This window comes from Schlesneria sphaerica (assembly GCF_044336245.1).
GTDB classification, from domain to species: Bacteria; Planctomycetota; Planctomycetia; order Planctomycetales; family Planctomycetaceae; genus Schlesneria; species Schlesneria sphaerica.
In genome coordinates, this window is the sequence record NZ_CP172346.1 from 5,148,772 (window position 1) to 5,172,934 (window position 24,163).

The window sequence follows — 24,163 nt, forward strand, 5'->3', positions numbered from 1 at the left end:
AAGACTAAAGTACCACTTGCAGTCGAAATTGTGCCGGAATCGACACAATTAGTTCTTTCGGGTACCGGTCTCTTTCGATTTGGCCTTTGCTTCAGCCGGTGCAGGGACCGGATCGCTACCTGAAAGGTCGACAACTTTCGAAATCAAGGTGCCGTCGTCCATGATAACGATCTGGTAAGCATTTTTGGAGGAGGCGACATCAAATACATAATGGTCGCGTTTTCCTTCGGAGAGCTTTTCAACCCCTTCGACTTTTGCGCCCTTGGCTTCTTCACCCAGGGTTTTCTTCACCGGGGCGGGGCAGTCATCCAGGCTCACTTCGGTGGTGGTGACTTGCAGAATTTTTTCCAGCAACAGGCCGGATTCAGCGACGGCAACTTCATAGCTGGCCGCACCGAAGATCAATGTCGCTTTGTAGAAAGCTCCCTGATCATTAGCGGCGGTGCCGAGCAATTCCATATTGGCCCCTTTGGCCTCTTCCTTGAAGGTTTTCTGGACCGCGGCTGGGGCGGTTGAAAACTTGATGATGCCCGGATCTTCCTGAGCCTGTGTCTGAGCTTGAGCCTGAGTCTTGGCAGGTTTAGCTGCCTTGGTGTCCTTCGCCTCTTTCGATTTTCCTTTTGGGGCGTCCGCAGCACTCAACACAACCACGGTTGAAACGACTGCCAGGACGGATAACGTCGACATCCCCAGAAAACGCAGGTGCATCGCAAATCCTTTCGTGATTTCTGCATTATGCTCCGGAATGGCTGCAGGCGGGTTCCACCCGCTGCAGAGCCACTCCAGTGATTCTGGGCGAAAACTTACCCGAAGTCTGTCTCTGCGCAAATACGGATTCAGCGGGACTTCATCACATCGGACAGAGCCAAATCTTCGGGAGTCGTTTTTGCTTCGGCGGATTCCTCCTTGTCTCGCTTGATAGCACCCTGAGCGGGCGCTGCGGCGAGGGGGGCGCGGTACTGAAGCCTGTCGGATCAGCCTTTGGCTGCGGCGAGCGCTGCTTCGTAGTTGGGGTGCTCGGAGATTTCGCTGACGTATTCGACGTAGGCAATTTTGTCTGCGGAATTGATCACGAAAATTGCTCGAGCGAAGCAGCGATCCAGTGGGCCGCCGGAAATCAGTACGCCGTAGTCACTGCCGAACTCTGTGCAGCGGTGAGCGCTCAGTGTTTTGACCGTGTCGATCCCTTCCGCGCCACACCAGCGTTTTGCACCGAACGGAAGATCCATTGAAACCACCAGCACTTCCGTGTTTGTGAGTTTCTTGGCTTCTTCGTTGAACCGCTTGGTTTCGAGGTGGCAGACAGGGGTGTCGAGCGAGGGAATCGTGGCAATGATTCGTGTCTTGCCGGCACTGGATGCGAGAGTGACGTTGGCCAGCGTGTTGTCCTGCAGGCAGAAATCGGGAGCCTGGTCCCCCACGACGAGCGCGCGCCCCTTGAGGTCGACGGGATTTCCTTTGAGCTTCGTCGCACCGATTCGCTTCATGTCTCTGTCCTTGTTTCAACGGGAAAGGGGTGTTCAATAACGGCGCGTGCAGTATTGCAGTTCACCCTGTAGATACAAGCAAACCTCCGATTTCCCCGGAGCGCTTGTTTTCAATCGCGAAAGCCGCATAATCTGGGGATCGCAGATGCGAGGGGGCGGCCGTCTTCAGTGGCTCATGCCACCCGCCGCTCGCGCTTGATGCGGGCAAATCCTGCAAGTTTCCGTAGCTCAATTGGATAGAGCGTCGGCCTCCGAAGCCGAAGGTTGCTGGTTCGACTCCAGCCGGGAACATTTTTTACGTCCGATGAAGTATCGGGGTGTATTGTGAGCTTCGTCGCGTTGTGGTGTTGATCAGCGGGACTGCTGTTCGCCCGCGCGAGCCAACAGTTGTTTGACAGGTGGGGTGCTCTCATCCCCCCCCCTTCGATCAGGTCATCTCTTACCGACCTTGAGTCTCTCTCTCCTGCAGATCTATGCAGGTCCAGGCTGCTTCCATCAGGGATTCCTTTGCGCATAGCACCGGGCGAGGGGTGGTTCTTGCTGTGAGCTGTTCGGCTCGGTCAGGCAGTCTGTGAGGTTCTTGTCCTGACTCACGCCGCAGTTACTGTCTGATGGGGGTCTGCCATCGCTGGTCAGGGGCGAATCGCATTTTCCGCTTGCAATCGGTGGCTCGAAGGTTAATATATTGACACTGAGACTCAGTCTCAGATTATGCCAGCCAGCTTTGACCGATGCGAGCCAGCCCTCACCTCAAACCATGCTGACCGCCGGTCAGCATTCGTCAGTTTTCTCGCAAGTGCCTCAAATCAAGCGTGGGAAATGTACCATGAAAGCTGAGACGGCGAAGATTGGAATTGGATTGCTGGAGCAGTTGATCGCACTGGCGAGGGCTCGTCAGTGGGGCGAAGCGGCCCGTCTGGCGGGAGAGGCTTGGGCTGCTGATACCGAGAACGGCAGGCTGTGTGAGGTGGCGGGCCTGTTCGAACGCGCAGCCCAGAACTATTTTGCCGGGCGTCGTCGGCTGGAGCGAGCGATGCTCTTTGTACCGCTTCGCCCGTCAACCTGGTGTGCTCTCGCGGATTGCTACCTGCAGTCGGGCTTGTACCGTGATGCACGCGATATTTATGCGTCTGTCGCCAACGGTCCGGAAGTCCCTGCGGATATACTTCGTTATTGTGCTTCGCGGCTGGATTCGCTGAACGAATCGCCTCGGGCCCTGGAAGTCGCCCGTCGCGTGGTCGCGATGCAGTCCGACCATGCCCAATCTGTCTATGAATTTGGCTACTATCTGGCTCGAAGCGGTGCGACGGCATCGCTGGTGATGTCGGTCATGAAACGGGCAATCTCGCTGGCACCCGAAAAGGCGATCTATCGACTGGGGCTTGCGAAGATCGTCGCCGAGACGGGCGATCTTTCCCGGGCGCTGGACTGGGTTCGTCATTTGTCTGCGTCGCAACTGGACCAGATCGAGTGCCGGTGCTGTTTAGAGCGACTCGCCTTTCTCTACGAGGCTGGCGTCGATCCTGTGCGAGCGCATGCCTGTCGGGTGCGAATGGATAACCTGCCCGCTGACTCCATCCCCCCAACCGCCATCGCTCCCTATCTCCTGGTCAGCGAGTTCCTGGCCGAGGCGCAGGCCGCCTGCCGCGCGGAAGTGCTTTCTGTCGGTTGACCGAATACGTCTCTCTGTTCTGCGGTCACCGATGACGGTGGGCTTTCGAGTCGCGCGCTGCTTTGGCCGCGGACTGCAGCAGCATCATCTGCGGGGGAAACCCCAATGAGACCCGGTCGGTGTTATCCTTTTCCGCAGTAACGCCGGCCGGGTTTTCGATGCGCCACCCTTCTTTGTTCTGAATGGTCGCGACTGAAGCGGAAATTGAATTTTTTGCTACGACTTTCGCGGTGAGCAAATCTATCAGTGAAGTGGCTTACTGCAGGAAGTAATTCCAGGTGCCGTGTCTTGACGATTGCTGTCCAAACGGAATTGCTGTCTGAGGCGGCCTGCTGAACCGACGGAAGGCATCAAATGGAACCTGACGATACTGTCTGCAGCCCGCATGTACCCTCGTTTTAGTTCCGTTCGGAATAGCTCATGCCACGCGGAACGGGAGTGGAAATGCCTGTCGAGCCAAAGAACGAGAGCCCGTCAGCATGATTTCCGCCGCAAATGAGGCGTGTTTAGCGCGCGGTGGCAGTAGAGGGGGCGTTCGACCCGTTGGCGGTGCGACGCAGGGCGAGGACAGCGCCGAGCGAGACAAGAAGCGAGCCACCCAGTTCGAGCGCCGCGTTCAAATAGGAGCCGTTAAATGGCAGACGGTTCACATATCTTTCCAGATGGTAGAACGTGGCGGCACGAATAATGGCGAACGCGACGAGGCACATCATCCCCAGCAGCGCGAATCCGAACTCATGCAGGCGATGTCGCGTGAAGTACAGTTGTCCAAACACGAAGATCGTCGAGGCTGTGGCAAACACGGCAACGAAGATCGCCTGAATGGTTTTTCGCTTCTCGAAGAAGCCCGCATCTCTGGCGAGAATGCGTCCGACCTCTGTCAGAAGTATTTGTAGATCCAGTTGTTTGTTCAATCCAAAAAAGATCAGACTGAAGCCCAGCATCAGCCAAACCCACTGCAAAGCAGACTGGCCCTTAAGGGGCGTCCCTTGGAAACGCTGAAAGCCGATTCTCAGGCAGATTAATCCTGCGACCAGATGGCTGATGGTGATGGTCCAGCTCAAGAGGTCCGGATCTCCGATCTCGGGACGCCACCTCACCTTGGTGACGAGTTCATTAAGGACTGGGAGGGACGAAAAGCTGGCGACCGGGGTCATCGGAATCGAAGCCTGAGGATAAGTGTGAATTGAGACGTCGTGACTGAGCTCCTGTCGCGATGTCTGTGAGATTTTAGAGGAAACTGGTCAGGCGTGCGCCTTTGTCACCTACTTTTTGGTTTTATGCGTGAGGTTATAAAAAATGAAGCGAATCGAAAGGGGAAAATTCCTGAACTTCGGTTTGCTCAACATTGATTCTCTGACAAAAAGGACGGGTGTCCAATATGTTTGTCGCTTCCAGCGACAATCATATTGAAAAATTAAGCGATCAGCAGATGCGAAGTGAGTCGCTTAAAGAGCTGCGCAAGTCGGCGACAGTTTTGATCCGTCCGTTCTCTGGACGCCATATCCTCTTCGTGGGACTGGAGATGGGGCAGGCGGCGTGCCGGCGAGTGGTGTCTTGTTTTTGAGCGTAAGGCCATGGGCCGCTCATTAAGAGGGTGACGATTCGACGCATGCAAGCAGACGAATGTGTTAGTCAGCGCACCGCTGAGCCGTTCAAGTGACCAGCAAGCCGGCCTGAACTTTGACGCGCTGCAGGCCACTGACTGTGAGAGAGGGCGTCGTTACCTCCGTCAGGATTCGGCGCGAGGAACGGTCCGGAGAACGTTGAGCCCGATTGCGCGTCGGTCGGGAGGAAACCTCGACGGCGACTCGTTCGGTCAGCGCCTGGTTCGACTCGCCCGTGAAGAGAGGGGCGAGGGACCTGAGCACACCTGACGACTCTGTTCCCTCACTCGGTCATCGCGAGGAGAGGGAACGGAGTCGTGACAGCGTCGAAGGGGATTAGCGTGCCACCGCTCGGGCTCGGCGAGATGGGGCAGGCAGTTCTGCAGGAAACGGGTGAATCTGCGGAACCGATTCCAGCTTGCTGGCGGTGACAGGTTCATTTGCCGCTTCGGGAGCGGTTTGCCGTCGCAGGCCGGGGCGACAGCACAGCATCGCAGGCAGAATGACGAGTTCGCCCAAGAGGGAAGCCAGCATCTGCGAGGCCATCAGACAGCCGAATCGGGCCGTTGGTGCGAAGCTGCTGAAACAGAGGGCCAGCATACCCAGTGCCGAGATCAAGGTGGAATCCAGCATCGGTTCGCCGGAGTGCTCAAGCGATTGCAGCACGGCTTCTTTTGAGCTGGCTCCATTCCGGTATGCTGCCTGGTATTTCACGAGGAAGTGGAAGGTGCAGTCGACAGAGATTCCCAACGCGATACTGCCGGTCATCATCATGCCGATATCCACGGGCATTCCCAGGAAACCGACGCTCCCGAACACCAGCCAGATCGGAATAATATTCGGAATCATGGCGACGATGCCGGCGACCACAGAACGCAAGGAAAGAATCATCACGATCGAAATGGTGAGACAGGCGGCGGTAAAGCTTTCCCAGAACCCGTCGAAAATTTCCTGCTGAGCATTCTTGAGCAGCGGGGTCAGTCCTGTGAAATGGAGCGGCTCGTCGGCGAGTTGCTCGGTCAATTGATTCAGGACTTCGACCGGATTGAGGCCCGAGTCATGGCGAATTCGGGCTGAGATTCTCCAGAGTCTCTGGCGGGCGGCGACAAAGCCCTCTTCGCCAGAGTACGACTTGGCGTGACCCAGAATTCGCGCGGCCGCCATGGTGCTGTCTGGCATTTCTTCGGGGAAGAACGTCGCCAGTGACAGCGTATGCCGGACACCGGGGTGGGCGGCAATCTTGGCTTCAATTGTACGAATCTTCTGGAGCTGGTCCATGAAGGCGAGCTTTTCGCCTCCCAGGTCAACAACAGCTTCGATCGAATCGACGTTGGTCAAGTCGGATTGGATACGGTGGAGGTCAGACAATATCTTGCTGTTACGAGGTAAAAACTCCGTCGGATTGATGCTGGGTTCCAACTTGAGGATGCCCAGAAACGTGATGCCAAGCAGTACGGCAGCTCCGCCGAGGGCGAGTCCGCGATGGGCGGCCACTTGTGAACCCCACCAGCGGAAATTGATTCGGTACCGCACGGAGCGGACCATGCAATGGGGCATGACCGTCAGCAGTGCCGGGGTGATCCCCAGCCCCACGATCAGCGCGACAACCGCGCCGCAGGCGGCTGCGTAGCCGAACTGGCTGACCGGAAGGATGGTGCTGACGTTGAGCGAGATCAGGCCCATCAGGGTCGTGAGCGTCGACAGCATACAGGGATTGAATGATTCGACGATCGCGGCGGTCAGCGGCTCGGGATGGCCCTCTTTATGGGCGGAATCGTAGTAGCTGACAACGTGAACCGAGATCGACAAGGTGAAGATCATGACCATCACGGACAGCGAGCCCATGATGAAATTCATCTCGCCGCCCATGAAGCACATGATGGTCTGGTTCAGGAAGATCCCCCACAGCGCTGTTCCCAGCACCGCGAGCGACAATCCCCAGTGGCCAAACGAGTAGTACAGCAGGCCGAGGCTGATACCGATGGTGAGCAAAAAGAACTGACGACTGGTCTTCTGACTGCCGAGTCGATCAAGTTCCGTCACGATCACGGGGGCACCTGTCAGAGCCACCGATTCGAGGGGAAGTTGACAGTAGGTGAGTGTCTCTTTGGTGTCTTCAACGACCTGGGCCCGGTTCTTGATCCCCCAGTCAGTCAATTGAGCGACAATGCCGATCAGCTCGCCTGATTTGGACGTGAGAAGGCCGTCCAGGCGTTCGCGTGCGTCTTTTTCATCGACGCCGAATTCCTGCATCCGCGCCGTCATCCGGTCGGGTGTCCAGCAGTGGCGGATTCCCTCGAGCCGTTCCATACGGCTGGCGAATGCTTCCACGAGCTTGGATGTCACCAGCTCTTGCGGGATGCCGATGACCAGAACCTCTTCCGCACCGAAATCCTGCTTGAACTCTTCATAGAGCAAGCGGACTGGCGTTTCGCGCGGAAGCCAGGTTTCGATGTCGTTGTTGGCCGGCATCTGTTCGGCCTGGTACCACAGCCACGGAAAGCTCAATCCTACCAGCCAAAGGATTGTGACGCTGTATCGTCGATAGAATTGGGATATCATCTAGTGCGACGTCTCTTTCTGGCTAAGCAACGAGCAGCGTTTGTCGTATAGGCCGGAAAGCGAGGTAATCTTCCAATGATGGTTCAGGTGTCGAATCCTTGACAATTTCCGGGAGCGATTGCGATGACTCGCAATTCGCAGCACGCGTATTTTTTGATCTGGGCGTCACAGGGGTAATGACCAGATCAGCCTCTGGCAGCACGGTGGCGATGTTCCGTTTTGTGCACCGTTTACAATTCTCATTACAATTTCTCGACGGTTTCAGGTCCTGGTTTGATCGTTTCATGCGCACGAATTCAGAAGGACCGCCGATCCGCGACGAAAGCCCCTCTCGGGTAAACTTTGCCGACAGGCCCAAGATTGTTGAAGAGCCCGTCCGGGACTCCCGTATTGCCCGACCGTGCGTCTCTTGATCTGAGGTGGATTTCAGTTCGATCAACAGAACAGGCGTCAGGCTCGTGGGCCTGAAGAGGACTGTTCGATCGACAAAAGAAGAGCCCGTTCGGTCCCGGTCTACAGCAGAACACGGAATGCAGAACACGTGGATCAGGGCAGGGGGCGGCCGCTGAGGTTGCATCCCTGCGTACCAGTGCCTGGGTTCGCTGGCCGGGTTTTCGCTGACTGGCTGGAGCGAGACTCTGATCGATCAGTGATCATGAAATAAGCGGTAGCTTCCGTCATCCCGGACATCCGGCTCTTCCCGCGGTTCCGAGCTCGGCAACCCGAGGATTTTTCTCTCTTTCTGAATTGAGATTCAGGCTGTTCAAGGGCGGGAGGTGAAGGGGTGTACGGCAAATTCGTCAGGGAGTTTCCTTGAAATCGAGGAAAATGCTGGCTGGTCCGCTGCTGCCCTGGAAGTGGCATTGCGACTTCAGAGGGAACTCGCTCATTCAGCGCGATTGAGAAAAGCTGCATCGACCGGAAGGACGAAACAGGATGTGAAACGATGTGCTGGACAGTCAGTACGGGATAGATGTACTCTGACGCGTTCTGCCGGTGACGCCGCGTGTCGCATGGACCGCTCGGCGGACCGAGGCAGGGGCCCGGCCATGTCGCTGGATTCGTCTGAATTTTCTTTCAAGGATGGGCTGTGTCTTCGCAGTTACCGTATTCGCCTTTTCTCAGTACCGCAGCTCCGAAACCGGGGAATTTCTCGTCACCGCCCAAGCCGAGCAGTCCCCCTGCGCAAAGTCGACAGCTGTACACAGGGGCCACTCTGAAGGAGTTGAATGCGTCGCAACTGGATGCGGCGGTGACTTTGAGTGGCCCGCTGCTGGTACTGGCGGGGGCTGGAACGGGTAAGACCCGCGTGATTACCTTCCGCATGGCCGAGCTGATTCGCAACGGGGTCGAGGCCAGCCGGATCCTGTCAGTGACCTTTACGAATAAAGCGGCGAAGGAAATGGCCGAGCGTATGTCCCATTTCATGGGACGGCGGCCGAGCAGTCGACCGGTGATCTCGACGTTTCACTCTCTTTGCGTGCGAATCCTGCGCGAAGAGATCGAAGCCCTCGGCTATCCCAGTAAGTTCGTGATTTACGATCGTGGTGATCAGGAGTCTGCTGCGCGCCGGGCGCTGCGGGACATCAAGGTCGCAGAAACCGCGCTGCGGCCTGCGGATCTGCTGGCCCAGATCAGCCGGTGGAAGATGGTAGGGGTGCTGCCCGAACTGGCGACCGAGTACTCCGATGACGATCGAGGGTTCCTCGCCGCGTCGGCTTATCGGCGTTATCAGCTCAGCCTGCGTGCCTCCGGTGCGGTCGATTTCGACGATCTGTTGCTGCTGACTTCGCAGTTGTTTGAGCAGTTTCCCGAGGTCCTGCAGCGCCAGCAGGCAAAGTTCGAACAGGTTCAAATTGACGAATACCAGGACACGAATGAAATGCAGTTTCAAATCGTGTCGGCACTGGTGAAGCCGCACCGCAATATCTGCGTGGTGGGGGATGATGACCAATCGATCTACGGCTGGCGCGGTGCCGAGGTCAAACACATCCTCAACTTTCAGAATCAGTTCCCCGGGGCAAAAATCGTCCGTTTGCAGGACAACTACCGCTGCACGAGCGAAATCATTCGACTGGCCAATCAACTGGTGAAACACAACCAGGGCCGCCACGACAAGACGCTGGTTGCACACAAGGAGGGGCCCACTCCCCTGATTAAGCCCTACGCCGACGAACAGACCGAAGCCGAAGGTGTCGTGCGGGACATCAGCTATCTGGTGAACCATCTGAAGGTTCCACCGCAAGATATCGCCATCCTGTTCCGGACGAACGAACAGCCACGTTTGTTTGAATCGGAACTGCGACGCGTGCGCGTCCCTTATCAGTTGATCGGCGGCCAGTCGTTCTTCGACCGGAAAGAGGTCCGGGACATCATGGCCTACCTCAAGCTGCTGTCGAATCCTGCGGACGAGACGTCACTACTGCGAATCATCAACACACCCAGCCGGGGCATTGGCGAAACATCGATCGAGCGTGTGCTGGCACGCGCTGTGAAGTGCGGACGAAAAATCTGGCAGGTCATTCCAGACGCGGTCGCGGAAAAAGAGATTTCGCCCAAGACCGCGACGGCGATCGATAACTTCCGTCGAATGCTGGCCGACTATCAGCAGCGCTTCGAAGCCCCAGGTGCCAATCTCGCTGAGACGCTACGCTCGCTGATTCACGATATCGATTACGAAGGGGAAATCCAGAAGCAGTATTCGGCGGCCGACCAGCAGTTGGCTCGATCCGCGGTGCTCGACGAATGTATTTCTGCCCTTCAGGAGTACCAGGAACGTACGCCAAATCCTGGACTTTCCGATTTCCTTGAACAGTCCTCATTGAACGGCAACGACCGCAACTTTGGCGAAGACGACTCGATGGAGCAGACGTCCGTCAAACTGATGACGCTGCACAGTGCCAAGGGACTGGAGTTTCCTCATGTCTATCTGGTGGGGCTCGAAGAGGGGCTGTTGCCTCACAAGAGGTCAATCACGGATGAGCTGGAAAACAATCCTTCGGCCATCGAAGAGGAACGGCGACTCGCCTATGTCGGTATCACGCGGGCGAAGGATTTGCTGACGATCAGCTATGCCCAGACACGTATGAAGTGGGGCAAGCGTTACAACACCAAGCCCTCGCGATTCCTGAAAGAGATGCTGCGGAAGCTCGGTGAAGACTCGTCCAGCTCAGACGCTCATTGAATGGCACCCGTGGTCCGCTCGGTCCACTTCCCCCCAGGCTAGCTTGAGTCTTCTAGACCAGAGCTTGTTCTTCACGGGAGGAGAACCTGGCAGGCCGAGAGCAGACAGGCGGTTTCGCCCAGATAAATCCTGCAGAGTGGTTCACTCGTGAAACACCGGAGGGTTACACTCCGCAGATCGAATTCGTTCCTTTTGCGGAGTGGCCTCATGATGTCCCAGATGGATCGTCGAATGTTCGTACTCAATGCAGGTGGTGTCGTTGCGGCCGCGGCGGCGCTGGATCCTGAAGCAGCGAACGGCGCACCCGGAGGAGCCCAGGAGCCAGCTACTCCCGCAGATCGCCTGAATATGACATTTCGCGATCTCTATCGCAAAAATCGAGACGAGCTCATGCCCTCCACGCCCCTGGCTGGGCTCACCTTGATCGGGACGGGTGAGATCTGGCGCGTGGAGTTTGGTGTTCCCGTACGTTCGTATGCACCTCCTGCGTGGCTTCGTGATGTCAAAGGTTTGATGCACGCCGTCATTGCAGCCCAGGCGACGGCGGCCCGGCTGGTTCGCTCGCGTGATCGGAAGTCGGCCGAGTCGGATGCCGCACTCCTGGCCCAGTCAGTCAAGGGGGCCGAGATGATGATCCCTCAAACACTTCCTGCAGCCATCGTTCCTGCGGCATCGGCCGTGATGCAGACGCTGCGGGGACTGGCCGAAGGCTGGGTCGCAGGTCAGCCGGTGAGTGCCGACATTTTTTCGACCGCCATGAACCGGGTTAAGCCTGATCTTGATCAGGTCGTCACCGCCGTCGGCGAAGCGGTCTACGAATCGGTTGTCACGGGACTGCGCCGTTTTGCGGAAGAAAGCACTCGACAGGAATGGGACCGCTGTCTGATCGGCGTGTGTGGTGTCGGTTTTGCGCGGCGCGACAGCATCGAGATTGCAGCGGGCATGGAGGTGATGGGGCGCGAGGCTGTGGGGGTTCGCCTGCTGTACCTCGAGAATGCGTTTACAATCCCGGATGGGATCAGACAACTCGCCGCCTCGATCGCGGATCTTGAGTTGGGGCAGGACGTGTTCGGCGACCCGTACCGGATGTGGCGCGACTTGCTGGGAGATGTCGCTGCACAACATGCTGGAGGAAGTTTCTTTCCGGAACTCGGTCCGCGTCCGTAGTGCGGTCGCTTGGCACGAAGGGACACGAGGCAGAAGTATCCGATCTTCTTTCCATCGACAACACGTTCAGGGGGGCGGTGACTACGAAGGGCGCACGCCGAAAACGGGCGTCCCCATCAGCCGGTTGCGGCTGTTCGGAGTCGGGGTTCTCTTTCTGAATGAGGCTGGACGAGTTAGCAGCAGGCAGGCGGAGAGCACGGTAAGAGGCGACACGATATACCAGTAGGGAATCCCATCGATGTCTTCGCAATTCGTCAGACGACCCGTTCGATGGAACTGAATTGGAAGGCCGAACCAGATACCTGTCGCATGCCTTGTCAGCGTCAGTTTGCCTCGTTGTGACAAGAGTGACCAGTAAACAAATTCACGCGGGTTTTCATAGACCTGAATCAGTCGAAAGCGAAGATAACTATCGACCAGAGCCCCGGCCATCAGGCAAGTCACGAACAGGATCGGGATACCGATCCATCGACGCCGGTACTGGAAGTAGTCACCCATGCCACATTCTCCGAGAGCTGTGAAATCGACAGCGGACTTCGATGAAAACATGTTCCGGGTGTGAGGGACTGAAGTTGTGGCATCGATCCAACCAACTTCGGCTGAACCGTGCAAGGTCACTCCGGCGGACTCATGCGGTGGCTTCCCGAAATTGCTGGAAGTGGATTGCTCCACCCGCTCGACGTTCCTCAGGGCGTCAAGCGGGGCCGCCGCGACTGGATCCCTGATCCTGCTGACCATCAGCATCCGGTAGCAGCCGCGGTGAACTTCCCACCAGTTGAGTTTCGTGAGACACTGCTTGACGATGCAGTGTTAGAGCAGCGGATGAGAACGAGATCGCCTATGCAATCGCCAACTGACGATGACCGGATGTTCGATGCCATCGTGCTGGGCGTCGGAGGAATGGGTTCGGCCGCGTGTCTTGAACTGGCGCGCCGTGGTGTCCGAGTACTGGGACTGGAGCAGTATCCGCTCTGCCATAATCGCGGTAGCTCGCACGGCGAATCGCGGATTATCCGGAAAGCTTACTTCGAACATCCCGACTATGTTCCCCTGCTGCATCGGGCCTATGACCTGTGGAGCCAGTTAGAGTCCGCTACGGGACGAAAGCTCTTGCTGCCGACGGGGCTCGTGTTATCAGGCCCCCCTGAAGGAGAGACGATCCGCGGGGCTCGGCAATCGGCGGAACTCCATCGACTGCAACTGGAGAATCTGTCCCCCGAAGAGGCTCAACGGCGATTTTCAGGATTAGTTTTTCCCCCGGAACACGCGGTCGCCTTTGAATCAGGCGCGGGGACGCTGCTCGTCGATGATTGCGTGCGAGCCCACATCGACGAGGCCGTTCGTCACGGCGCTCTCATCCGCGAGAGTGAGCCGGTACTGGATTGGTCGACGGACGGCACCACGGTGCAGGTGCGGACGAGTGGCCGTCAGTATCAGGCTCGATCACTTGTCGTGACTGCGGGGGCCTGGGCAAAAGACTTGCTCAAGCAAGCAAATCTGCCACTCCGTGTGCTTCGCAAGACTGTCTGCTGGTTCCCCCTTCGTCAGCCCCGACTGGCGGCAGACCAGGGAGCCCCGACCTACTTCTATGAACTGCCGCACGGGACGTTCTATGGATTTCCCAGCCTGGACGGAACCACGATCAAAGTGGCAGAACATTCCGGAGGGGACCCCGTTGACGATCCCGCCACAGTCGATCGCGAACTGCATCCCTCAGACCTGGTCCGGCTCCAGTCGTTCGTCGAGCAATTCATCCCCGACGCGCTGCCGGATCCGGTTCGCCATTCGGTCTGTCTGTACACGGTGACTCCCGATCAGCACTTTGTGATTGATACTCATCCCGTCTGGAGGAACATCGTCGTGGGGGCAGGGTTCTCGGGACATGGTTTCAAATTCTGTCCGGTCGTCGGCGAAGCGTTGGCGGATCTGGCACTCGAAGGAACCACCTCGCTGCCGATCGGCTTTCTCGGTACTTCGCGTCCTGCGCTCAGGGGATGATATTCCGGCCCGCCGGTATCATCTGAGCACTTACAAATCGGCTGATTGCATTTTCAGCTTAGCGCCGGGTAACGGGTAACGGGTAACGGGTAACGGGTAACGGGTAACGGGTAACGGGTAACGGGTAACAACTCGGCGCGGGGGAAAGGAGTGCTCTGTCCGTCCCCCAATTTCCAGAGCCAGATCTGGTCTGGACGACGAACTTTCGAGTGAACGGTAAGTGGCAAACTCCAGCGGCAGTCGGTTCTGGTCGCGCATGAAGCGGTTCCGGTATGACTTCATCTTCCGCTGTTGCCCGTTTTCTCCTAGAACACCACGAAGTATCACAGGATGCCATGATGGAGTGTTTGCGTCTGGTCAGATGCATGCGGAACCTGTGATTCGGTGAGTGACGCACGGGACGGCGCAGGGTTACGGCAGTCTGCTTCGTGGATTCATTCGAGGGTATCACCAGATGTCAGGACGAACCGTGATTGCCTGTCGAGAACATTGGCGGGCGGGCGAGTTTCGGAATGTTTCAATCCATCAGTATTGAGAGTGCTGGCGGGCGCGCACTGAAGTGTGCCGCCGGGATGGCAACAGACTCGCAGGTCTCTTCAGTCATTCGCCAGATCAACGAGGTGCATCATGCGGTTTTTTCTGGGCTGTCTGTTATCCGCCGTGCTGGCAAGTCTGTTTACAATCTGGATGACTCAAGGGCCTGTGGACGGGGTATTGACGGCACAAGATCGGCGAACGCGGATGGAATCTCCTGTCGAGCGAGTCCGCCCGAGTACCTCGCGAATCTACGACGAAGATGGCTTCTCTCCTGAAGAGGCGATCTCTGTTGCCGTATACGAAGCGGTCAATCGGAGCGTCGTGAACATCACCGCCAAATCGGTGAAGACCGAGCGACTCTTACTGACCGAACACTCCGAGGGGACAGGCTCAGGAGCGATCATCGATCACGAAGGACATATCCTTACGAACTACCACGTCGTGACAGGGGCTCGTGAAATCAATGTGACCCTTTACGACGGAACCAGCTACACGGCAACCATGATCGGGGCAGACCCACTAAATGATCTGGCCGTGATCCAGATCGAGAACATCGAAGGTGAGTTATTTCCCGTGCAGTTCGGGGATTCACGCGTCCTGCGCGTCGGCATGCGGGTCTTTGCCCTGGGGAATCCCTTTGGTCTCGAGCGAACGCTTACCACGGGAATCATCTCGAGCCTCAATCGGTCTCTGCAGATCCACGGGAACTGGAAGATCAAATCGATCATCCAGATTGATGCGGCCATCAATCCGGGAAGTTCGGGGGGGCCTTTGCTCGATTCACACGGACGTTTGATTGGGATCAACACGGCCATTGCCACGACATCGGGGCAAAGTTCGGGAGTCGGTTTTGCAATTCCTGTCAGCCTGATCTCGCGAGTGGTTCCGCAACTTCTCAAGAATGGGCGGGTCATCCGACCGGAAAGTGGGATTGATAAAGTCTATCAAACCGAGAAGGGTCTCTTGATCGCCGAGATGCGACCCAACGGGCCGGCCGAGCGAGCAGGATTACGTGGTCCCAAGATTACCAAGACGCGGCGAGGTCCCTTTACATTGAACCGCGAAGATCGATCGGCCGCAGATCTGATCGTGGCCATTGATGATCAGAAAGTCGTGACTGCCGACGATTTCCTCGGGTACATCGAAGGGAAGCAACCGGGTGATGGAGTGATGCTGACAATCGTACGCGAAGGGAGACGGATTACGATCCCGCTGAAGCTGGGGACACCGGAATCGGTCGAACGAGCTGAGTAATTTCAAGTGAACAACGCGCGGTTCGCTTGACAGTCGAGTCTATCGATTGAAGAATCGTCGCGCGTCTGATAGCGCAAACTGTTCTACGGCAATGTTATCAACCTATCGCGGGATGCCGGCCGCAATCTTGATTCATCATACGAGGAGTATTTAATGGGCGGTCCAATTGTTCGTACTGGTACAACACCAAAGTTCTGGGAGAACTATGACCGTATTTTCGGTGGCACAGCGACAAAGAAAGCTGCCTCTGCTAAGAAGGTCGCCGCCAAGAAGGTCGCCGCTGCGAAGGTTGAGAAGACGGCTGTAAAAGCCGAAAAGGCTGTTGCCAAGAAGAGCGCCCTGAAGAAGGCCGCCACCAAGAAGAAATAATCCTGCTTGCGGATGCGGTCCTGGACTCTGCCGCAGACCTGGCCATCGCGATCTGCGCCCCTCTGAATCGAATGTGTCCTGTCGATTCGGTGACGAGTATCAGTCTCATTCCGCAGGTCGCCTGTCTCCGTTGCAGCCGGCCACCGCGTTACGTGAGCGGTGAAGCGGTCATTGCCTGTGTATTGCCGTATCATCGGCGAATGGCCCGCCTGGGGTTTTAGCCGATGTCTGATTGCCCGCCCGTCATGAGTGAAGCGCACAAAAAACCAATGTGGCCCGTACTCATCGCAGTATGGGCAACATTTCTTCTTTATAGCGCTCTGGCCGCGCCGGTTCCCGGCGCGAACGAGCCTCATTATCTTTGCAAATCACTCCATTACTGGCAGCCCGACTGGTGTGCACCGGATTTCTTTCTAACCTCTCCGAATGCTCATACGGTGTTCTATGCGACGATCGGGGCATTGACCCAGGTTCTCTCGCTGGATCAGGCGGCGTGGGCGGGGCGGGGCATCGTCTATTTTCTGCTCGCCTTGGGCTGGACCCGAAGCCTCTCGCAAATCTTCTGCTCGCAGTGGTCCAGTCTGTGGGTCGCCTGGGTCTATCTGACTCTGGCCTCGATCGGCAATTTTTCGGGTGAGTGGCTTGTTGGCGGCGTAGAGGGAAAAGTTCCCTGCTATGGGTTCCTGCTGCTGGCCTTTGCCGAGACGCTTCAGCAGCGACCCCGATGCGCGGCTCTCTGGGCGGGCCTGGCGATCAGTTTTCACCCTGTCGTCGGTGTCTGGGGTGTTCTGGCGTATGCCTTGAGTCGCATCGTCAGTTTCGTGATGGATTCCCGCCGGTACCGCCGGTCATTCACGTCCAGCTTGCTTTATCAGCGGCAAGATGCCGCTGCGGCCGAAATGGGAAATCCGCAGGCCTCGACAGCAACAGGCCACTCAGCCCGTCAGGCGTGGATTGCAGTAGCCATCTTCACGGTTGTCTCGCTACCGGGACTGATCCCGGTCTTCCGTTTGTTGACCGAAACGGTACCGGCCCAGACGCGTTACGCCGGGACTTACCTGCAGGTCTATTTCCGCCTCGCCCATCATCTTGATCCGATGATGTTTTCCGCCCAGTCGTATGTCGGCTACGCAATTCTGCTGATTCTTTGGGTCTGCAGCGTGGCATGGGGTGGGCGCACCTTGGCGAAAATCCGCCTGGATGGAATCGTGCTGTGGGCGGTCGTCTTCGCGTTCGTCGGCATTCTGATCGGCTGGGGACCTCGTCCGGCGAAACTGATGCCGTACTTTGCCGAACGAATGAACCTGCTGAAATTCTATCCCTTTCGGCTGGCCGACGTGTTGTTGCCCGTTGCTTTCAGCATCAGTCTGGTCAGTGTGCTTGAACGAACTCTGCTGGTGGCACCACGCTCACCCGGTCTTGCTGGTCTGATCTGGAAACCGCAGTGGCTGCTGCTGGTTTGCTTTCTGGGAGCCGCCTTGCTGGCCCATTCCCGGACGGACCAGAACCGCTACTCGCGCGAGAATCGCCACGACTGGCTGGATGCCTGTGGCTGGATCGACACCCATCTCAAGCAGGACGCGTTGGTTCTATCGCCCAGTAACGGATGGGCATTCAAGTGGTTTGCACGTCGTGCGGAATATGTTTCTTTCAAGGACTGTCCACAGGATGCCGCGGGGATCGTCGAATGGAATCGCCGGCTGAACTTCCTGCAGAAGTGGTTTGAAGAAAACTACGCGGATGGACTGTACTCGAACGCAGAACTCAAGGATCTGCGAGCCCGGACCGGTGCGACGCACCTGCTGACGGACCGACTGGGTCCGATGGAACTGACCCCCGCCTACAAGAACGAGACTTTCCAGGTCTACGACCTGGAAAGTCTCGATTAGTCGTGCGTGGCTGTTCGTCCGTTGGTCAGTCGCTGTGGTAGCCTTTGTCCGCGAACTTGGGGAGTTCCGACTGAAGGACTCGCTTGAGAAGCCCGAGCAGTTCTTCCGGTTCAGGTGGCTTGGGCGGCAGGACGAGACAGGCTTCGCGTTCGTCCACGATGCGGATGGGGTCGAAGCTCAGTCGTGCCAGCTTGGCGATCTTTTTCGGATTACGGTATCCGAAGACGACGTACCCCGGCTCCAGATGAATGTCATCGATCTGCCACTGGACCGCCAGGATTTGCAGTTCGCGGATCTGAATCATCTTTTCAACGGGCTCGGGCAACGGCCCATATCGGTCGCGAAGTTCGGTCTTCAATTCTTCCAGCAGTTCCAGCGTCGCAACGGTTGAAAACTTGCGGTACATCTCGATCTTGGGACGCCCCTCGGGGATGTACTCGGACGGAAGGAATGCTGTAACGGGGAGATTCACTTCCACGTGTCGATGTTCACGCAGCGGCTGTCGTTTGGCTGCACGAACCGCGTTTTCCAGCAACTGACAGTAGAGCTCATAACCAACGGAGGCGATGTGTCCGGATTGCTCGGTTCCAAGAATGTTTCCCGCACCGCGGATTTCCAGATCGCGCATGGCGATTTTGAAACCGGCCCCCAGTTCGCTGAATTCTTCGATCGCTTTCAGTCTTCGCGAAGCCTGAGGCGTCAGGGTCTTTCCCTCTTCGAGCACCAGATAGCAGTAAGCCCGGTGCTTATACCGACCGACGCGACCGCGTAGCTGATGCAGTTCTGCGAGGCCGTAGTTGTTGGCCTGATGAATGAAGATCGTGTTCGCGTTCGGGATATCCAGTCCACTTTCGATGATCGTGGTCGCGACGAGAACGTCAGTCTCACCCTGGACGAACTTCCACATCGCCAGTTCCATCGGATCTTCGCTCATCTGCCCATGAACGATGTCGACTTTGGCTTCGGGGACGATGCTGCGGATCTGATCTGCAATCGATTCGATGTTGTAAATGCGATTGTGAACGAAGTAGATCTGTCCGTCACGGTTCAGTTCACGAACGATCGCAGACCGGATCAATTCCCGATCCCAGCGGCAGATATGGGTTTCGACCGCCTGCCGGTCTTGAGGAGGGGTCTCCAGGCTCGAGATGTCTCGCACGCCGACCAGTGACATATGCAGTGTGCGCGGAATCGGGGTCGCGGAGAGGGTCAACACATCGACTTCCAGTCGCAGATGCTTGAGCAGTTCTTTGACCTCAACGCCGAACCGCTGCTCTTCATCAATGATCAGCAGCCCCAGATCTTTGAAGCGGACGTCTTTGCTGACCAGGCGATGGGTCCCAATGCAGATATCGATCGTGCCATCCGCGAGGCCGGCCAGGGTATCACGGACTTCTTTGGCAGACTTGAAACGATTGAGTGACGCAATGTTGACCGGAAACTCGGCCATTCGCTCGCTGAAACTGCGGAAGTGCTGTTCACAGAGGACAGTTGTGGGAACCAGGATCGCGACCTGACGACCGGCATCGACGGCTTTAAAGGCCGCGCGCATGGCGACTTCGGTCTTGCCATAACCGACGTCACCGCAGATCAGTCGATCCATGGGGCGTAACTGCTCCATGTCTTTCTTCAGATCTGATATCGCCAGCAACTGGTCCACGGTTTCGGTGTAAGGGAAGGCTGCATCAAACTCTTCGACCCAGTGACTGTCGGGCGGACATTGCAGGCCCGGCTTCATGTCACGTTCGGCCTGCAACTTGATCATATCGGCAGCCATGTCGCAGACCGCTTCTGCGACGCGTTTCTTCTTGGTCGCCCAGCTGGATCCTCCAAGTTTCGAAAGCTCAGGTGAAGCTTTCCCACCGCCGATGTATTTCTGAACCAGATGGATCAGCGACACCGGGACGTACATTTTTACGCCGCCACCGAACTCCAGCGCCAGGTGGTCCTCGGTGTGATCTCCCTTCTGCTGAATCTCCATCCCCCGGAAACGGGCGATCCCGTGCGAGAGATGTACGACCAGATCTCCGGGGCTGAGATCCAGGAAGCTGTCGATCGCTCGCGATTCGATTTTGCTTTTCTTCGTGGTACGTCGGACTTCGGACCGGCCAAACAGTTCATTGTCACCCAGCACGATCAGGTGATCTGATCGCAGTCGAAACCCGCGGCCTACATGACCGACGCAAAGACGGATCCGCGAAAGTATCGGATGAGTGCTGATCGGATCTGCGGCCAGGCTCGTGGCACTCAGTTCCGGAATGTAGGACGTTGTATGGGTGGAAGGTGTTTTCTGAGCGGGCGCCGCTTCCGTGTTAGTTTTGTCGCTGGCGCTAGCGGGTGTGGCGTCTTTCGCCGCGTTGCGCAAAAACCTCTTCAAGCCTCCGCCGGCCGCATTATCCATTTTTGCGCGGCTGATCGGCGTGGACTCTCTGGCGATGGATGGTTTCTCGTCGGTCCCTTTTTTCCTGGAAACAGGACTTTGTGGTTCCGCATGAGGGGAGGGGGGTGACGCTGGATCCCTTTCCGTGGTGCCACGTCCCGCAGCGCCCTCATCGGACGAGGATTGAGCCTCGACGGTCGCCGGGTCAGGGAAAACCTCGGTCAGCAGTTCGCTCAATCGAGTCCGTGCGGCTTCGTTATGGCAGGCGATCAGCACCGACTCGTCGTCCCTCAGGACTTCGACCAGCGACTTGAGTGCTTCACCTTTGATTCCCCCTACGCGCTCAATCGATTCGACCTGTAAATGGCAGGTTGGGGACGTGGTTTCTGCAAGCAAGGGAGCGATCGTCACATAGGGCCGTCGGGTGCATCGTTCCAAGGTCGATGCAACGCTGAAGAGGCCGCGAGGTTCCGACATCCGGTCAAGGTATCGCCCCCCTTCCATGACAATCTCGGACAGGTCGTAAAGAACAATCCAGGCATCTTCAGGAAGTGAGTCCAGTGCCGAGGCGTTCAGGTTCGAAAGAGCGACCGTGTCATTGACCGTCCCCCCCTCCTGCGGCTCAGGGGTGTGTGGTGCAGCATCCCCTTCGTGGCCGAGTTGCGTGACGATGGCCAGATCGACTTCGGTCAGGTCCTTGACCTTTCGTTGCGTCTCGACGTCGAACAGGCGGATCGATTCGATTTCGTCACCGAACAACTCGATGCGCACCGGGTCGCTTGCATCGGGGGAATAAACATCGACGATCCCCCCGTGGATGCTGAACTCGCCCGGGAGTTCCAGGGCCGTTGTTCTTTCGAATCCATGACGAACAAGCCAGGTGGTGAGTTCGTCCAGATCGAGCTCGTCCCCGACCTTAACTGTCCGAGAAGCGACAGAACGTGCTTCGCGGGTGAGGACCGGCTGAAGCAGCGCGTGAATCGTGGTCACGATCATTCGCGGGGGAGATGCAGACTCAAATGCGCGCAGAATCCGCAGCCGGTTACCGAGAATGGGATCGGTAATACTCAGTTCGTGCGGGACAGCAGCCCAGGCGGGAAAATTGTCCGGCTCGATTCCGAACGAACTGGCGTCCGAAATGAACCCGTCCACATCCTTTTCATGTGGCAGGACAACGATCAACGTACCCGGAGCCTGTTGACTGAGAGTCACGGCCGCTAGGGAAGCGGAGGATCCCCATGCGCCGTCGACGGTTGCATCCTGGCCTGCGCGCAACCGGGCAATCACGTCTGCCATTCCCGGTTGAGTCAGCATCCGGCCAGGAAGGTCCGTTAGTTGTGCAATCATATTTTCTGTTGCTGCCATCCATAACTGAGTGAGGCCGCAGCTCAATCTCCTGATTTGCCGCGGCGCAAACGACAACATCCCAACACAGCCCGTCTGGGCGATGCGGGAAAAGTCTATCAATCGATCATTTCAAGGATCATAGATAACTCACCCCGGATTCGCGAGAGGAACGGACGGGTGGACGAAGAACGTGCGATTGTGCCCCGGTCGAATCAGGATTTGACGTCCAATCGCGATGGCAGGCTGGGAAAAGCGGTCCATCGAATTCTCCTGAAGATCACGGAGATCCCGGCAAAGTTTGAGTTTTTGCTTACCGCAATGTCTCGAAGTTCGGCAGAATAGCATCGCCGTTCATAACGATTTAGTTATTCTGTCTTAAATGAAAAATCCTGTGTAAGATCGCCGGCGTCTGTGGAATAGATACGCAGCAATTTGGAGCGTCATGAATGGTAGACCCCCAGACCCGTGCGAGTTTGATGTTGCGGCTGCGTGATCCCCAGGATCAGCAGGCGTGGGCCCAATTCATTGCCATGTATGAACCTTTGTTGCTGCGAATGCTGCGGGAGCGGGGGCTGCAGGAGGCGGATGCACGGGACGTCACCCAGCAAGTCGTCATGGCGGTCGCTCTTGCGGTGGAGGAATGGCAACCTGATGGCCGCGAAGCCTCATTTCGGAGGTGGCTGTTTACGATTGCTCGCCGGTTGGCACTGAAGTTCATCCAGCGTGGAGTTCCGGCACGGGGGCCGGCGCGTCGCGGAGTGGGTGGTTCCGACATGCTCCTGGTGCTCAAGAGTCTGCCCGAGCCCGATCATCGGACGTGTGCCGCGTTCGATGAAGAATATCGCAACGAGATTTTCGACGCGGCGGCCGATCGGGCTCGGCGCGAAGTTCAGCCTTCAACTTGGGAAGCGTTTTGGCGCACCTGCGTGTTGAACGAACCGATCGGAGATGTGGCCGAGAGCCTGGGAATGACGACGGGAAGCGTCTATGTCGCGCGCAGCCGGGTCATCGCCCGACTGCGGCAGATCGTCGAGGGATTTGAGGCTGAGCGTGATACGTGACCTGAGTCTGATGCGCGGATTCCGGATGGCGGACCGGCTAGTGGGTGATCTCTTCGAACCTTGTAACTGACTTTGCGATTGTAGAAGAATCTGCTCCGACAAAACCTTGTAGTGAAGCCTCGTGCCATGAACGATCGACATACTCAGCATTGCGATCACGCGAAGCTTGAAAAGCTGCTGACAGAATCACTTCCCGAGCCGGAAGAGTCGCTGATTGCAGAGCATCTTTCTTCATGCGACGACTGTCGTCGGGATTTTGAAGTCCTCGCCGCTCAAACCAACTGGTGGGAAGAAGCGAGTCAGCGACTCGCACGCAGCGCCGCTCGTCGCACGGTCATGACGAATTACAGTCCCCCACCTTACGACGAGGACGTCTCGCACTTTTCCTCGGACTTCGCGGTCGACTTTCTGGACCCCAGCGACGACGACCGATCGCTGGGACGGCTGGGTGAGTATGAAGTGCTGGAAGTGATTGGACGGGGCGGGATGGGGATCGTGCTGAAATGCTATCAGCAGGAACTTCATCGTCATGTGGCGGTCAAGGTCCTGTCGCCCAATCTGGCAACCAGTGGTGCGGCCCGGCGTCGATTCGCCCGCGAAGCCCAGGCGACTGCCGCGGTCGTCCATCCTCACGTGATGGCGATCCACTCGGTGAATGCAACGGCCAAACTGCCGTTTCTGGTGATGCCCCTGGTTGCCTGTGAGTCGCTGCAGGAACGACTCGACCGGAAAGGGGCACTTGAACTGAAGGATATCCTTCGCATCGGAATGCAGACGGCGGCGGGATTGGCAGCGGCTCATTCCCAGGGGCTCGTGCATCGCGATGTCAAGCCGGCCAATATCCTGCTGGAGAATAATGTCGATCGGGTGTTGCTGACGGACTTCGGCCTGGCCCGAGCAGTCGACGACGCGACACTCACTCGCACGGGAATCATTGCCGGAACGCCACAGTATATGTCACCCGAGCAGGCGAATGGTGACGCCGTTGATCGCCGCTCGGACCTGTTCAGCCTGGGAGGCGTGCTCTACGCCATGTGTACTGGTCGGCCGCCGTTTCGTGCGGAAACGACCTTCGGAATTCTGCGCCGGATCCGCGAAACCTCGCCTCGCCCGATTCGAGAGATCAATCCGGACATTCCCGCGTGGCTTGAGCGGATCGTCATGAAACTGCTCTCGAAAGATGCGGCCAGTCGCTTCGCCCGGGCTCAGGATGTTTCGAATCTCCTCGAAGCCTGTCTGGCGCACGTCCAGCAACCGACGACGGTCCCTTTTCCTCAAGGTGTCGGTGACTGGGAGTTGCGGCCGCAGGAAGGACGCTCCGCCTCCGCTGGCGCCGGGCGATCCCGGCGACTGGTCAGCAGGACAGTCATTGGACTGGGGTTTTGCACGCTCGCTGCCTGGGGAACGTGGAATCTCTCCACCCGGACCGATTCGCTAGTGACGTCGCTTGGTAGCGATCTCCAGCAACTGGACGGTATCGATGCGGCTGGAGCGAGCGATGCACAAAAGGAAGCCAGGACAGTGCCCGTTCTGCCGCACTGGAACGACACCGCTTCGGAACTGGACGCTGTCGAAGAGCTGGTCGAACTGCTCGAGGCGACACTGGCGGACGACTCTGAATTCACCGATTCGAAGCACAATTGAGGTTG

The 24,163-nt window shown here is 57.4% G+C and carries 16 protein-coding genes and 1 tRNA gene; 11 read left to right on the forward strand and 6 right to left on the reverse strand.

Going from position 1 to position 24,163, the window contains the following annotated elements; translation table 11 throughout:
• Window positions 1–48: 48 nt before the first annotated feature.
• Complete coding sequence (locus ACGY09_RS18685) at window positions 49–708, reverse strand: hypothetical protein (protein ID WP_397568931.1); 660 nt, start codon at window positions 706–708, stop codon at window positions 49–51.
• Window positions 709–974: 266 nt separating this feature from the next.
• The gene (gene tpx / locus ACGY09_RS18690) at window positions 975–1,487 is read right to left on the reverse strand and encodes a thiol peroxidase (protein WP_373653452.1); all 513 of its coding nucleotides are present in this window, start codon (window positions 1,485–1,487) and stop codon (window positions 975–977) included.
• A gap of 217 nt (window positions 1,488–1,704) precedes the next feature.
• Here tpx and ACGY09_RS18695 point away from each other — a divergent pair.
• Window positions 1,705–1,778: transfer RNA gene (locus tag ACGY09_RS18695), tRNA-Arg, on the forward strand.
• Window positions 1,779–2,313: 535 nt separating this feature from the next.
• Complete coding sequence (locus ACGY09_RS18700; protein WP_397568932.1) at window positions 2,314–3,159, forward strand: tetratricopeptide repeat protein; 846 nt, start codon at window positions 2,314–2,316, stop codon at window positions 3,157–3,159.
• Between the two features lie 506 nt (window positions 3,160–3,665).
• Here ACGY09_RS18700 and ACGY09_RS18705 read toward each other — a convergent pair.
• Entirely contained in the window at window positions 3,666–4,316 is a 651-nt protein-coding gene (locus ACGY09_RS18705; protein WP_373653450.1) for a hypothetical protein, read from the reverse strand.
• A 224-nt stretch (window positions 4,317–4,540) separates the two neighbouring features.
• Between ACGY09_RS18705 and ACGY09_RS18710 the strand changes: the two genes are divergently transcribed.
• Window positions 4,541–4,726 carry a hypothetical protein gene (locus tag ACGY09_RS18710; RefSeq protein WP_373653449.1) on the forward strand — a complete coding sequence of 62 codons (186 nt, stop codon included), beginning with the start codon at window positions 4,541–4,543 and terminating at the stop codon, window positions 4,724–4,726.
• A 376-nt stretch (window positions 4,727–5,102) separates the two neighbouring features.
• On the opposite strand, the gene ACGY09_RS18715 is transcribed toward ACGY09_RS18710, so the two are convergent.
• On the reverse strand, window positions 5,103–7,328 hold the full coding sequence (locus tag ACGY09_RS18715) for an RND family transporter (protein ID WP_397568933.1): 2,226 nt from the start codon (window positions 7,326–7,328) through the stop codon (window positions 5,103–5,105).
• Between the two features lie 1,090 nt (window positions 7,329–8,418).
• Here ACGY09_RS18715 and ACGY09_RS18720 point away from each other — a divergent pair.
• Together ACGY09_RS18720 and ACGY09_RS18725 are read left to right on the forward strand one after the other, a co-directional pair.
• A complete protein-coding gene (locus tag ACGY09_RS18720) occupies window positions 8,419–10,512 on the forward strand; it encodes an ATP-dependent helicase (protein ID WP_397568934.1) in 2,094 nt (697 codons plus the stop codon).
• 231 nt (window positions 10,513–10,743) lie between these two features.
• Entirely contained in the window at window positions 10,744–11,679 is a 936-nt protein-coding gene (locus ACGY09_RS18725; protein ID WP_397568935.1) for a hypothetical protein, read from the forward strand.
• A gap of 81 nt (window positions 11,680–11,760) precedes the next feature.
• Here ACGY09_RS18725 and ACGY09_RS18730 read toward each other — a convergent pair whose 3' ends face one another.
• The gene (locus tag ACGY09_RS18730) at window positions 11,761–12,177 is read right to left on the reverse strand and encodes a hypothetical protein (protein ID WP_397568936.1); all 417 of its coding nucleotides are present in this window, start codon (window positions 12,175–12,177) and stop codon (window positions 11,761–11,763) included.
• A gap of 342 nt (window positions 12,178–12,519) precedes the next feature.
• On the opposite strand from ACGY09_RS18730, the gene solA reads away from it, so the two are divergent.
• The 4 genes from solA (at window position 12,520) to ACGY09_RS18750 (ending at window position 17,726) form a co-directional block, all read left to right on the forward strand.
• On the forward strand, window positions 12,520–13,677 hold the full coding sequence (gene solA / locus ACGY09_RS18735; RefSeq protein ID WP_397568937.1) for an N-methyl-L-tryptophan oxidase: 1,158 nt from the start codon (window positions 12,520–12,522) through the stop codon (window positions 13,675–13,677).
• Window positions 13,678–14,304: 627 nt separating this feature from the next.
• Entirely contained in the window at window positions 14,305–15,468 is a 1,164-nt protein-coding gene (locus ACGY09_RS18740; RefSeq protein WP_397568938.1) for a S1C family serine protease, read from the forward strand.
• A gap of 153 nt (window positions 15,469–15,621) precedes the next feature.
• A complete protein-coding gene (locus ACGY09_RS18745) occupies window positions 15,622–15,837 on the forward strand; it encodes an RNA polymerase subunit sigma (protein ID WP_397568939.1) in 216 nt (71 codons plus the stop codon).
• 269 nt (window positions 15,838–16,106) lie between these two features.
• On the forward strand, window positions 16,107–17,726 hold the full coding sequence (locus tag ACGY09_RS18750) for a DUF6798 domain-containing protein (protein ID WP_397568940.1): 1,620 nt from the start codon (window positions 16,107–16,109) through the stop codon (window positions 17,724–17,726).
• A 25-nt stretch (window positions 17,727–17,751) separates the two neighbouring features.
• Here ACGY09_RS18750 and mfd read toward each other — a convergent pair whose 3' ends face one another.
• Window positions 17,752–21,453, reverse strand: coding sequence for a transcription-repair coupling factor (gene mfd, locus ACGY09_RS18755; protein ID WP_397568941.1), 3,702 nt, complete (start codon window positions 21,451–21,453; stop codon window positions 17,752–17,754).
• Window positions 21,454–21,899: 446 nt separating this feature from the next.
• Here mfd and ACGY09_RS18760 point away from each other — a divergent pair, with 446 nt between their 5' ends.
• Together ACGY09_RS18760 and ACGY09_RS18765 are read left to right on the forward strand one after the other, a co-directional pair.
• Window positions 21,900–22,514 (forward strand): RNA polymerase sigma factor, encoded by a 615-nt coding sequence (locus tag ACGY09_RS18760; protein WP_397568942.1) that lies wholly within the window; start codon window positions 21,900–21,902, stop codon window positions 22,512–22,514.
• Window positions 22,515–22,640: 126 nt separating this feature from the next.
• Window positions 22,641–24,158: a serine/threonine-protein kinase gene (locus ACGY09_RS18765; RefSeq protein ID WP_397568943.1), complete on the forward strand. Its 1,518-nt coding sequence runs from the start codon at window positions 22,641–22,643 to the stop codon at window positions 24,156–24,158.
• The last annotated feature ends 5 nt before the right edge of the window (window positions 24,159–24,163 follow it).